Source organism: Brevundimonas sp. AVps31, from assembly GCF_058681355.1.
On record NZ_CM178736.1, the window covers coordinates 325,001 to 337,991 of the forward strand.

Sequence of the window (12,991 nt, forward strand, 5' to 3'; positions counted from 1 at the left end):
CGGATAGTAAGGATTGCGAAGAAGACATTGTCGGGTTCAGCGGATGCTGAACAAAATCGAATGAGTTTTGCTGAGAAACGATCAAGCCGATCGGATTATTAGTACCAGTAAGCTTCATGGGTCGCCCCACTTCCACACCTGGCCTATCAACGTGGTAGTCTTCCACGATCCTCAGCGAAGCCTTGTTTTGAGGTTAGTTTCCCGCTTAGATGCTTTCAGCGGTTATCTATTCCATACATAGCTACCCTGCTGCACAACTGGCGTCATGACAGGTCCACCAGAGGTATGTCCATCCCGGTCCTCTCGTACTAGGGACAGATCCTCTCAAGCTTCGAACACCCACGGCAGATAGGGACCAAACTGTCTCACGACGTTCTGAACCCAGCTCACGTACCACTTTAAATGGCGAACAGCCATACCCTTGGGACCTGCTCCAGCCCCAGGATGTGATGAGCCGACATCGAGGTGCCAAACTTTGCCGTCGATATGGACTCTTGGGCAAAATCAGCCTGTTATCCCTAGAGTACCTTTTATCCGTTGAGCGATGGCCCTTCCACGCGGGACCACCGGATCACTATGGCCGACTTTCGTCTCTGCTCGACTTGTCAGTCTCGCAGTCAGGCGGGCTTATGCCATTGCACTCGACGACCGATTTCCGACCGGTCTGAGCCCACCATCGCGCGCCTCCGTTACACTTTAGGAGGCGACCGCCCCAGTCAAACTACCCACCACGCCATGTCCCGGGACCGGATAACGGCCCTCGGTTAGACGTCAACGACAGTAAGGGTGGTATTTCAAGGATGACTCCACCAGAGCTGGCGCCCCGGTTTCATAGTCTCCCACCTATCCTACACATACGGTCGCTAACGCCAAGGCGAAGCTATAGTAAAGGTTCATAGGGTCTTTCCGTCTGACCGCGGGAACCCCGCATCTTCACGGGGAATTCAATTTCACTGAGCCTGTGCTGGAGACAGTGGGGAAGTCGTTACGCCATTCGTGCAGGTCGGAACTTACCCGACAAGGAATTTCGCTACCTTAGGACCGTTATAGTTACGGCCGCCGTTTACCTGGGCTTCAGTTCGTCGCTTTCACAACTCCCTTTAACCTTCAGGCACCGGGCAGGCGTCAGACCCTATACGTCGCATTGCTGCTTCGCAGAGCCCTGTGTTTTTGCTAAACAGTCGCTACCCCCTGGCTTGTGCCACTCAGTCTAGGTTGCCCTAGGTGAGTCACGCTTATTCCGAAGTTACGCGTGCAATTTGCCGAGTTCCTTCAGCACAGTTCTCTCAAGCGCCTTGGTATGCTCTACCTGACCACCTGTGTCGGTTTCGGGTACGGTCTCTGCTGGAGTTATTTCCAGGGACAACTTCGCTGCCAGGACAATCCAATAAGCCCTGACAACTTACGCCATCCGTCACTTCCAGCTGGTGCAGGAATATTTACCTGCTTCCCATCGACTACGCTTTTCAGCCTCGCCTTAGGGGCCGACTAACCCTGCGCAGATTAGCTTTACGCAGGAACCCTTGGTCTTTCGGCGACAGTGTTTCTCACACTGTTTATCGTTACTCATGTCAGCATTCTCACTTCCGATACCTCCAGCCAACCTCACAGTTGACCTTCACCGGCTTACGGAACGCTCCGCTACCGCTTGCACAAAGTGCAAACCCATACCTTCGGCGACTGGCTTGAGCCCCGTTACATTTTCCGCGCAGGATCGCTTGATCAGTGAGCTGTTACGCTTTCTTTAAAGGATGGCTGCTTCTAAGCCAACCTCCTGATTGTCAAAGCAATCCCACATCGTTTCCCACTTAGCCAGTACTTGGGGGCCTTAGATGATGGTTAGGGTTGTTTCCCTTTTCACGACGGACGTTAGCACCCGCCGTGTGTCTGCCCGATAGTTCTCTTGGGTATTCGGAGTTTGGTTAGTATTGGTACCGCTCGCGCAGCCCGCAACCATCCAGTGCTCTACCCCCCAAGGAATACGTCGGACGCTCTACCTAAATAGATTTCGCGGAGAACCAGCTATGTCCAGGTTTGATTGGCCTTTCACCCCTATCCACAAGTCATCCCAGAATTTTTCAACATTCACGGGTTCGGACCTCCAGTTGGTGTTACCCAACCTTCATCCTGCTCATGGATAGATCACCTGGTTTCGGGTCGTCATACGTCGAACTTGGCGCCCTATTCAGACTCGCTTTCGCTGCGCCTACACCTAACGGCTTAAGCTTGCTCGACACATGAAGTCGCTGACCCATTATACAAAAGGTACGCCGTCACCCCGCATGGGGGCTCCGACTGCTTGTAGGCTTCCGATTTCAGGATCTGTTTCACTCCCCTCGTTGGGGTGCTTTTCACCTTTCCCTCACGGTACTTGTTCACTATCGGTCGTAGAGGAGTACTTAGGCTTGGAGGGTGGTCCCCCCATGTTCAGACAGGATTTCACGTGTCCCGCCCTACTCGAGTCTCTTGCTGTTTGATGCCTACGGGGCTGTCACCCGCTATGGCCGACCTTTCCAGATCGTTCGGCTTTATTTCACAAGAGCACTGGCCTGGTCCCGGTTCGCTCGCCACTACTACGGGAGTCTCGGTTGATGTCCTTTCCTCCGGGTACTGAGATGTTTCAGTTCCCCGGGTTCGCTTAATGAACCCTATGTATTCAGGTCATTATACCTTTAAGCAATCAACCAACCCCTACCCAGCCCGAAGACTGAATATGAGTTGGAAGACCACAAAGGTGGGTTTCCCCATTCGGAAATAACCGGATCAAAGGGTGCTAGCGCCTCCCCGGTTCTTATCGCAGCTTGCCACGTCCTTCATCGCCTCTCTACGCCAAGGCATCCGTCAGAAGCCCTTCAACGCTTGATCGTTTCTCAGCAAAACTCATGCGTGGACTACCCGGGGACTGGAAAGATGCCGCCGGATCCACGCCTGATTTTTGTCAGACAATGTCTTCTTCTCGAACAGGGCCTTAAAGCTCAGGGGAGCCGGCCGTATTCTTCCTTCACTATGTCAATCACCGGCGGCTGATACAGCCGCAGGCGAACCTGTGTGCGATCGTGAGGTCCTGGTGGAGCCAGACGGAGTCGAACCGACGACATCCTGCTTGCAAAGCAGGCGCTCTACCAACTGAGCTATGGCCCCGTTCCAGTGAACGGTGCAAACCCAGGAGAGCTGTCGGCGATCTGTCACGGCAGAAGCCCGAAGGCTGGTAGGCCCGGGCAGACTCGAACTGCCGACCTTACGCTTATCAGGCGTACGCTCTAACCACCTGAGCTACGGGCCTATGGCAGCGCGACAGCCGGAGTAAGCCCCAGGCTCGCGATCGCATGCTCTTCCGCGGCAGACCGAATGTCTGACGCTTCAAAGCATGAAAGTGGAAAGAGAAACGGAGACGGCGGCATCCCGCATAATGCCTTTGACGCTTTCGCGCTTCGGCTAAATCGGAGCCTCAATAATCCCTCGTGAGAGAGACTGGAGAAGCATCCTTAGAAAGGAGGTGATCCAGCCGCAGGTTCCCCTACGGCTACCTTGTTACGACTTCACCCCAGTCGCTGACCCTACCGTGGTCGCCTGCCTCCCTTGCGGGTTAGCGCAGCGCCTTCGGGTAGAACCAACTCCCATGGTGTGACGGGCGGTGTGTACAAGGCCCGGGAACGTATTCACCGCGGCATGCTGATCCGCGATTACTAGCGATTCCAACTTCATGCCCTCGAGTTGCAGAGGACAATCCGAACTGAGACGACTTTTAAGGATTAACCCTCTGTAGTCGCCATTGTAGCACGTGTGTAGCCCACCCTGTAAGGGCCATGAGGACTTGACGTCATCCCCACCTTCCTCCGGCTTAGCACCGGCAGTCCCATTAGAGTTCCCAACTGAATGATGGCAACTAATGGCGAGGGTTGCGCTCGTTGCGGGACTTAACCCAACATCTCACGACACGAGCTGACGACAGCCATGCAGCACCTGTGTCCTAGTCCCCGAAGGGAAAGCCAGATCTCTCTGGCGGTCCAGGCATGTCAAAAGGTGGTAAGGTTCTGCGCGTTGCTTCGAATTAAACCACATGCTCCACCGCTTGTGCGGGCCCCCGTCAATTCCTTTGAGTTTTAATCTTGCGACCGTACTCCCCAGGCGGATTGCTTAATGCGTTAGCTGCGTCACCGAAAAGCAAGCTTCCCGACAACTAGCAATCATCGTTTACGGCGTGGACTACCAGGGTATCTAATCCTGTTTGCTCCCCACGCTTTCGAGCCTCAGCGTCAGTAATGAGCCAGTATGTCGCCTTCGCCACTGGTGTTCTTCCGAATATCTACGAATTTCACCTCTACACTCGGAGTTCCACATACCTCTCTCACACTCAAGACACCCAGTATCAAAGGCAGTTCCAGAGTTGAGCTCTGGGATTTCACCCCTGACTTAAATGTCCGCCTACGCTCCCTTTACGCCCAGTAATTCCGAGCAACGCTAGCCCCCTTCGTATTACCGCGGCTGCTGGCACGAAGTTAGCCGGGGCTTCTTCTCCGGCTACAGTCATTATCTTCACCGGTGAAAGGATTTTACAATCCTAAGACCTTCATCATCCACGCGGCATGGCTGCGTCAGGCTTTCGCCCATTGCGCAAGATTCCCCACTGCTGCCTCCCGTAGGAGTTTGGGCCGTGTCTCAGTCCCAATGTGGCTGGTCATCCTCTCAGACCAGCTACTGATCGTCGCCTTGGTGAGCCATTACCTCACCAACAAGCTAATCAGACGCGGGCCGCTCTAAAGGCGATAAATCTTTCCCCCGAAGGGCACATTCGGCATTACCACCCGTTTCCAGGAGCTATTCCGAACCTAAAGGCACGTTCCCACGTGTTACTCACCCGTCCGCCACTAACCCCGAAGGGTCCGTTCGACTTGCATGTGTTAGGCCTGCCGCCAGCGTTCGCTCTGAGCCAGGATCAAACTCTCAGGTTGAGTTGACTTATCTGACCTAAGCTTAACCAGTCCAAAGACCGGTTGGCATTAGTTCTACGTATTCTTGACGAGATCCCACGAGATCGATCCGAAGACCAATCCATGGTGTATCTTTTCAAAAAGACCGCAGTTGTCAGTGTCGACTGACAGTTCCGAAGAACCGTTCGCCAAGACACCGCCGCCTGCGTTTCTCTTTCCAGATCAACGATTTCAAAGACCAGAACCGCCGAAGCAGCCCACCCGTTTAACGCCCTGGGTCCCGGCGGAGGCGGCTATCTAAGGAAAGCCGATCCTCGTGTCAAGCGGGCTTTTTCAAGCCATCTTGCGGAGAGAAGATCGAAACCTTCAGGCCGCAAAAAACCGTCTGGGGGAAGCCAAGAGGCTGGCCCCTGTGTTCACTTCGACGATTCGTTTGGAGCGCGGAACCTAACCAAACCACCTTCGAGAAGCAAGACCCTTTCGGTTCTTATTTCCCGGCGGGGCCTGAAGACTGAAGTCTCCGTGGCCCCGGCGGCCGGCCCGTTTCCGAGCGAGGCGGGGATATACGCAGCGACCATTTTGTCCGCAACCGGATTCCGACAGTTTCGCGAACTTTCTCGCCGACTCCCGGTCACCGGACAGAGGTCAGCCCCGCCTAGCCAGCGGCTATATAGGTTCTGAGGGATTCAGCCTCATGCGTGGCCTCGGCGATCTGGCACTTCACCACGTCCCCGATGGAGATGACGCCCGCCAATTGTCCGTCGATCAGCACAGGCAGATGGCGAATCCGACGGTCCGTCATTCGCTCCATCAGAATCGAGACCGTTTCTCCCGGGGCCGCGAACACCACATTGGCGGTCATGACATCCGAAACCGGTCTCGCCAGCCCCGCCTGTCCGTCCCGCGCTACGGCTCGCACCACATCCCGTTCCGACAGCACGCCGACGACCCGGTCGTTCTGACAGACCATCAGGGCCCCGACCCGCAGTCGCTCCAGCTCGACGCAGGCCTCCGCCAGGCTGAGACCGGGCGGAATCGTGAAGACGGCGCTTCCCTTGTCCTTGAGAATTTCGGCGACCAGCATGGCGGCGTCTCCCCTTCCCTTGAGAGCAGCAGCCCGCGGCCGGGCCGCTTTCAGGGCATCAGGATCGCCCGGATCGGCGCGCGAATCAAACGCGCCGGCGCGTCCGGGGAACGCTCCCACTATAAAGAGTGGTCTATCGCCCGCTTCGTGGTCCTGAAGCCTGCGCCCGTTTCCGCATATTCGGTCCGGAAAGTCATCGTTAACGTCGATGCTCCAGATTGGCCGCCGGTACGCTCAGCGCGCCGTACACCGTGTTTGTCCAGGACCCGCCGTCATGACCGTCAGGAAGACAGCCGCCGCTGCGATCGCGATCGCCGTTGTCGCGGTCCCCGTCGCCGCCATGGCGCAGTCCGCCGGCTCCTCCGGGATGGGCACCTACACGGCCGGCTACGGCGGTTCGCGGTACAGCACGGCCCAGCCGCAAAGCGGATCGACGCGTGACGCCAACGGCAACCGGCTGATCGTGAACGGCATCATCCAGACCGGGGCAAGCGCCTATTCCAGTACGTCAGGAGGCGTCGGCGCGTCCGGTTCCGCCTCGGGCAACGGCCAGACCATCGGCGGCTCCACCGCCATCGGCAACAGCCTGAACGTGGTGGTGCAGGGCAACCACAATACGGTCATCGTCAACTCCAGCCAGGTCAACAACGGCAATGTCACCGCCGGCACCGACCTGAACGGCACCCTGAGGCTTCCATGACCGCTGGCCGGGCCCTTCGGCTCCTCAAGACCGCCGGGGTCGCCGTCACCACGGCGGCGCTGTTGAGTGGCTGTATCTCCTCGAGCGCGGGCCCGCGCGGGACCTACGCCACGCCCATCGGCAATGCGCCGGTGACCGCGAACCCGACGCCCTATTCGACGGCGCTGGTCTGCATGGCCGACTATGCGCGCCGCTACGCCCTGCCCTCGCCGCGAATCGCGGTCGGCCGGATCGCTGACTACACCGGCACGGTCTCGGCTGACGGCGGGCGTCAGGTCACCGGCGGGGCCTCCCTGATGGCCATGACCGCGCTGGCCAAGTCGGGCGCTCGGATCGTGGAACGCTATGACACCTCCGTCTCGGAGATGGAGTTGCGCTACGCCAACAACCGCCTGATCGGCGACGAAGGTCCGGGCGGCGCGGAAGACACCCAGTATCGCCGCATCATCGCGGGGTCGGTGCCAGGCTCGGACTTCTACATCGTCGGCGGCATCACCGAGGTGAACTACAACATCCGCTCCGGCGGCTTCGACATGGCCGCGGGCCAGGCCTCGACCGACACGCCGCTGTCGGCCGCCTTCGCGGGCAAGGCGTTTGTGATGAACATCGCCATCGACCTGCGTCTGGTCCAGACCACGACGCTGGAGGTGGTGGACGTGGTCTCCTACCAGAAGCAGATCATCGGTCGCGAAGTCTCGGCAGGCGTGTTCGACTTCCTGAACGGCAATGTCTTCGACATCTCGGCGGGCGAAGGCGCGCTGGAGCCGGTGCAGTTGGCGGTCCGCGCCCTGATCGAACGGGCGACCGTCGAATTCATGGCCAACCTGTACGGCGCGCCGGGACCGGAGATCTGCCTGCAGGCCGGTCAGGACCCTCTGGCCGGCACGGTCAGCATCACCGGCGGCTATTATCCCGCCTACCCCAACACGGACACCAACAATGGTCAGACCCGTGCCGATCCGTCTCGCTGGCATGATAGCCGCGACGGTGATGTGCGCCGCAGCCGCTACTGAGGCCGCCGCACAGACGCCCCCGCAGGACGACAGCCTGGTTCTGAACAACCAGCTGCAGCTGGGCGACGTCTTCGCCGACCAGACGCTCAACGTCGTCAATGCTCAGGATCAGGTGACGGCCGGCACGACCGCGACCGGCAACACGGCCTCGGGCGCGGTGGAGAACGGGACCATCACGGTCCGCTCCGATCAGGATATGCGCGGCGACGCGGTCGCCACCACCACGGCGACGCTGGGCGGGGACACCACCGGCCCGGTGGCGATCCAGTCGAACGCGGGCGGCAACGCTCTCGCGGTCAGCGGCTACGGGGCCGACGTGACGGTCGGGGCGACCCAGCGCAACACGGGCGGACTTGTGGGCGCCTTGACCGAGGTGGGCGACGAGACCGCGCGCCTGCTGGGCGGCGGGCTGATCGCGGCGAGCGCCAGTTCCAACACCACGGCCCTGTATGGCGAGGGCAGCCTGCTTCAGGGCACGGTGGAGCAGTCGTCCGCGGCCACCGTGCGCGCCTACAGCCGTCTGGACAGTCAGCACACGACCGGAGAGGTCAATGTCACGGCCCAGGCGACCGGGAACGCGATCGGTGTGAACAGTGGTCAGACCTCGGGCCAGAACCTGGCCTTCGACCAGACCTCCAGCGGCGACTTCATCGAAGCCGAGGCCAGCGCCAACACCGGCAACGGCTGGGATCTGGCGGCGCGGTCCCGCGCGGTCGGGAATTTCGCCAACACCTACAACTCGGGCGGCTCGGTCGAGACAGCGTCGCGTCAGGACAACGCCTCCTTCATTCGCTCGGCGGCCACGACCACCGCCTATGACTATGGCAGGGCCCAGGCCTACGCGAGCGGCGCGGGCAACCAGTTGTCGGTCGGCAACAACGACATCTTCGTCGAGATCGACAACAGCCAGATCAACAGCGGCGGGGTCGAGGTCACGGCCACCTTCGCCGGCACGAACGGCTACGATGTCTATGTCGGCGCGGAAGCGACGGGCAATGCGGTCACCGGCTACGCCTGTTCCGAATGCAACGGCCAGCTGACGGCGCGCAACGTCCAGACCAACTCGGGCGACGTTTCGGCGCAGGCGACCACGTCGGTCGCCGGATCGAACCGTGCGGTCATCTCCAGCGCCACGGCGACCGGCAACGCCGCGACCTTCTACGTTTCCCGGCCGTCGCATTAAACTTCGGTAACTTGAGATACGGGGCATGGTCCCTGAAGGGTTGCATCGGGGCGGCGGCGTTAGTTCAGGATCGCGGTCCCTTCTGATTTGCCAGCGCGCCCGCACGGGCTTCGAAATGCGCCACCGGAGCTGACCCACCCATGCGTTCCGCACGCCGTCTTCTTTTGCTCGTGGCCGCATCGGCCGCCGCCCTGATCGCCGCCGCGCCCGCGCTGGCCCAGCAGGTCACGCCCACGGATCCGTTCGCGCAGGGCGCCAGCGACATCCCGGCCGACTCCAATGTCCGCTTCGGCATCCTGCCGAACGGCATGCAGTACGCCATCCTGCGCAACGCCACGCCGCCGGGGCAGGCCTCGTTCCGCCTGCGCATCGACGCCGGTTCGCTGATGGAGAATGAGGACCAGCTGGGTCTGGCCCACTTCATGGAGCACATGGCCTTCAACGGGACGACCAATATCCCGGAAAATGACCTGCTGCGCATCCTCGAGCGTCTGGGTCTGGCCTTCGGCGCCGACACCAATGCTTCGACCGGCTTCGACCAGACCCTTTATATGCTGGAGCTGCCGCGCACGAACGACGAGACCGTCGACGCCTCGCTGCGCATCATGCGCGAACAGGTGTCCGAGGCCCTGATGGCCGCGGACGCCGTCGACGCCGAACGCGGCGTGATCGAGGGTGAAGAGCGTCTGCGGAACACGCCGGGCCTGCGTTCGATCAAGGCGCAGCTGGCGCTGCTGGCCCCGGGTCAGCGCATCTCGCAACGTATGCCGATCGGTGATCTGAACATCATCCGCAACGCCCCGCGCGATCGCTTCGTCGAATTCTATAACGCCTACTACCGCCCCTCCCGCGCCACCTTCGTCGCCGTCGGCGATTTCGACGTGGACGTGATGGAAGCCAAGATCCGTGGCGCCTTCGAAAGCTGGCAGCCGAAATCGGCGGACGGCCCCGAGCCCGATCTGGGCACGGTCGCCCCGCGCCAGCCGGAAACCCGCATTCTCGTCGAGCCGGGCATCCAGTCGAACATCCAGTTGAACTGGACCAAGGCGCCCGACCTGGATCCGGACACCGTGGCCGAGCGCCGCGACAATCTGGTGCGCAACCTCGGCCTGGCGGTTCTGGACCGCCGCCTCGGCGAGATCGCCCGTGGCGACAATCCGCCGTTCACCTCGGCCAGCGGCAGTCAGTCGACCCTTGTCGACAGCCTGGAGATCGCCTCGGTGGAGGCCAGCTTCAATCCAGGCGAATGGAAGCCGGCGCTGGAGCGCATCGAGCAGGAGCAAAGGCGTCTGGTTCAGTACGGCGTGTCCGACGCCGAACTGCAGCGCGAGATCACTGAATACCGCACGGCGCTTGAAAACGCCGTGGCCGGCGCTGCGACCCGCCGTACGCCCGCGCTCGCCAACGGCATTGCGGGGGCCGTTAACGGCCGCGTGGTCTTCACCTCGCCGCAGACCAACCTCGACCTGTTCAACGCCTCTGTCGAAGGCCTGACGGCCGCTCAGGTTAACAGCACCCTGCCCGCGGTCTTCACCGGCGGCGGCCCGCTGGCGCTTGTTGTCACCCCGGTCGAAATCGAGGGGGGCGAAGCCGCCGTCACCGCCGCGCTGGAAGCCTCGCGTCTGGTTCCGGTCGCCGCCCCGGTCGCCCAGGCTGAACTGCAGTGGCCCTACACCCAGTTCGGCGCTGCCGGCCAGGTCGCCCAGCGCCGTGAGATCACCGAAGTCGGCACGACGGTCGTCACCTTCGCCAATGGCGTTCGCCTGACCGTCAAGCCGACCGACTTCCGCGATGAGCAGATCCTGGTCAGCGTTCGCACCGGTATCGGCGAGCAAGGCCTGCCCACCGACCGTTCGTCGCCGCAGGCGCTGGCCCCGGCCTACGTCACACCGGGCGGTCTCGGTCGCCTGACGTTCGACGAGATGAACCGGGTCCTGAACGGGCGCGTCTATTCGGCGGGCTTCGGCGTCGGCAGCGACAGCTATGTCTTCTCGGGCGCCACCCGTCCGGCGGACCTGGGCCTCGAGATGCAGGTTCTGACCGCCTACCTGACCGATCCCGGTCTGCGCGCTGCGCCCTTCCAGCAAATCAAGGGCGTGTTCCCGCAGATCATCGCCCAGCAGATGGCGACACCGGGCGGCGCCTTCCAGGTGCAGGCCGCCGGCCTGCTGGCCAGCGGCGACAAGCGCGAAACCTTCCCGACCGCCGAGGAAGTGGCGGCCTGGACGATAGAAGACGCCCGTGCGGGCATCATCAGCGGTCTGAGCACCGGCCCGATCGATGTGATCGTGGTGGGTGACGTGACGGTGGACGACGCCATCGCCGCGGTGGCGCCGACCTTTGGCTCGCTGGCCCCTCGTGGTCCGGCCGCCCGTCCGGCGCCGGGTGCGACCGAACTGCGCTTCCCGGCCGGCACCGCCGAGCCGGTTCGCCTGACCCACAATGGTCCGGCAGAGCAGACTCTGGCCTATATCGCCTGGCCGACCACCGACGCCGTGGAAGACCGCACGGAAGCCCGTCGTGTGTCGGTGATGACCGAGGTGCTGAAGCTGCGTGTTCTGGAAGTCATCCGCGAACAGCAGGCTCTCGCCTACTCGCCCGGCACCGGTTCCAGCGCTTCGGACACCTACCGCGGCTATGGGTCGGTTTCGATCCGCTCCGAGATCGCGGCGGACAAGGTCGAGGCCTATTACGCGGCGGTCGAGTCCATCGTCGCCTCACTGCGCGACGCGCCGCCCAGCGAAGACGAACTGAACCGCGCCCGCTTGCCGGTGATCGAGGCCCTGCGTCGCAGTCAGGCCAGCAACGAATACTGGCTGACCCAGCTGTCGGAGGTGGCGGAGAAGCCGGGCGACGTTGAACAGACCCTGAGCCACATCTCGGATCTGGAAGCCGTCACGCCGGCCGACGTCCAGGCTCTGGCCCGCCAGTACCTGCGCGACGACAAGGCCTGGAAGGCCATCGTCGTCTCGGCCCAGGCCCAGCAGTAGTCGAAAAAAGGCCCCGGTCGCAGGACCGGGGCCAGTTTCGCTTCTCAGGATCGTCGACGGAGAGCCGACGACCTCATTCTTCTAGACTCTCGCGCCTGACGGCAGGCTGAACGCGCCGTTCAACAGATCAGAACACCCGCCCGCCGACGCCGCCGTCCAGCGCGATCGTGCCGCCCGTCAGGGCCATGCCGGTCTGTTCGACCACTTCCTCACGATAGGCGGTGTAGGTCTCTTCCCGCACCCAGCTGAGAATCTTCACGCCCGCGCCATAGCGGCGCAGCAGCGAACGCTCATTACAGTCGCGTTCGGCGCGTTGGGCCCGGCATTCGACATTGCCGCCGCCGTACCAGAGCGATTCGCCCTTGCGGCAGCTGATCGTCTCGCCGTGATCGAACCGGACCTCGCCGTTGTATTCGGCCCAGGTGAACTGCAACGCGGTGCCTGCAAGGCAGCGGTACAGTTCGCCATCGTAGCCGCCATCGACCTCACGGTCGGGCCGAACCTGCGAGGCGGGGTGCGGAATGGCGCGGTCGTCAATGCAGACGGCCTGGATCACCACGCGTTTCTCCCAGCGACGGCGCGATTCGTAAGGGACGCGAACCGTTTCGCGGACGCGGGCGCCTTCGACGTTCAGGCCGTTGATCGTGGTCGGATAGGGCTGATCGACCGTCACATAGGCGGAACCGCCGCCGCTGACCCAGACCGAGCCGCCCGCGCGGGCATTAAGCCCGGCTGATGCGCGCGCACTGGCGCCGGCATTGGCCGAGGCGTTGACGTTCACGTTGACGTTCAGGTTCCCGCCGCCACAGCACGACGGGGGCGGAGGCGGCTGACAGCATACCGGAGGGGGCGGAGGCGGCGGTGGGGGCGGCGGCTCGCAGCACGGCGGGGGCGGCGGCGGACAACCGCCGTTGCATTGCGCCGCCGCGCTGTCGGCGACCGCCGAAAGGGCCAGAAAGCCCGCCGCGGCCGGCAGCCAGGTCATGATCCGCACCCCCATGGGCCGACCTCCAGATGAGTTTCTGCGCAATCCGCAAACCGCGCGGACCGCTCCAGACTGCAGGAGACGCCAAAAGCCTTGCGTTTCCGT

The 12,991-nt window shown here is 62.0% G+C and carries 6 protein-coding genes, 2 tRNA genes and 2 rRNA genes; 4 read left to right on the forward strand and 6 right to left on the reverse strand.

The features are described 5' to 3' along the window. Positions 1-77: 77 nt before the first annotated feature. From ACW174_RS01450 to ACW174_RS01470, 5 genes are all read right to left on the reverse strand, one after another. Positions 78-2,865, reverse strand: a 23S ribosomal RNA gene (locus ACW174_RS01450). Between the two features lie 200 nt (positions 2,866-3,065). Continuing rightward, positions 3,066-3,141 (reverse strand) — tRNA-Ala (locus tag ACW174_RS01455). 65 nt (positions 3,142-3,206) lie between these two features. Beyond that, a tRNA-Ile gene (locus tag ACW174_RS01460) sits at positions 3,207-3,283 on the reverse strand. 206 nt (positions 3,284-3,489) lie between these two features. Continuing rightward, positions 3,490-4,952 (reverse strand): 16S ribosomal RNA (locus ACW174_RS01465). The 16S and 23S rRNA genes sit together here with 2 tRNA genes alongside, the layout of an rRNA operon. A gap of 634 nt (positions 4,953-5,586) precedes the next feature. Continuing rightward, positions 5,587-6,015 (reverse strand): CBS domain-containing protein, encoded by a 429-nt coding sequence (locus tag ACW174_RS01470; RefSeq protein ID WP_492015920.1) that lies wholly within the window; start codon positions 6,013-6,015, stop codon positions 5,587-5,589. Positions 6,016-6,289: 274 nt separating this feature from the next. Between ACW174_RS01470 and hfaA the strand changes: the two genes are divergently transcribed. The 4 genes from hfaA to ACW174_RS01490 all read left to right on the forward strand — a co-directional run bounded on the left by hfaA (position 6,290) and on the right by ACW174_RS01490 (position 11,901). Then, on the forward strand, positions 6,290-6,715 hold the full coding sequence (hfaA, locus tag ACW174_RS01475) for a holdfast anchoring protein HfaA (protein WP_492015921.1): 426 nt from the start codon (positions 6,290-6,292) through the stop codon (positions 6,713-6,715). Beyond that, positions 6,712-7,728, forward strand: a complete 1,017-nt coding sequence (hfaB, locus tag ACW174_RS01480) for a holdfast anchoring protein HfaB (protein ID WP_492015922.1) — start codon at positions 6,712-6,714, stop codon at positions 7,726-7,728. The genes hfaA and hfaB overlap by 4 nt, the downstream gene beginning before the upstream one ends. Then, positions 7,655-8,911 (forward strand): holdfast anchor protein HfaD, encoded by a 1,257-nt coding sequence (gene hfaD / locus ACW174_RS01485; RefSeq protein WP_492015923.1) that lies wholly within the window; start codon positions 7,655-7,657, stop codon positions 8,909-8,911. The genes hfaB and hfaD overlap by 74 nt, the downstream gene beginning before the upstream one ends. Before the next feature lie 140 nt (positions 8,912-9,051). Then, on the forward strand, positions 9,052-11,901 hold the full coding sequence (locus tag ACW174_RS01490; RefSeq protein ID WP_492015924.1) for a M16 family metallopeptidase: 2,850 nt from the start codon (positions 9,052-9,054) through the stop codon (positions 11,899-11,901). A gap of 127 nt (positions 11,902-12,028) precedes the next feature. On the opposite strand, the gene ACW174_RS01495 is transcribed toward ACW174_RS01490, so the two are convergent. Further along, positions 12,029-12,901, reverse strand: coding sequence for a hypothetical protein (locus tag ACW174_RS01495; protein WP_492015925.1), 873 nt, complete (start codon positions 12,899-12,901; stop codon positions 12,029-12,031). Positions 12,902-12,991 lie beyond the last annotated feature (90 nt).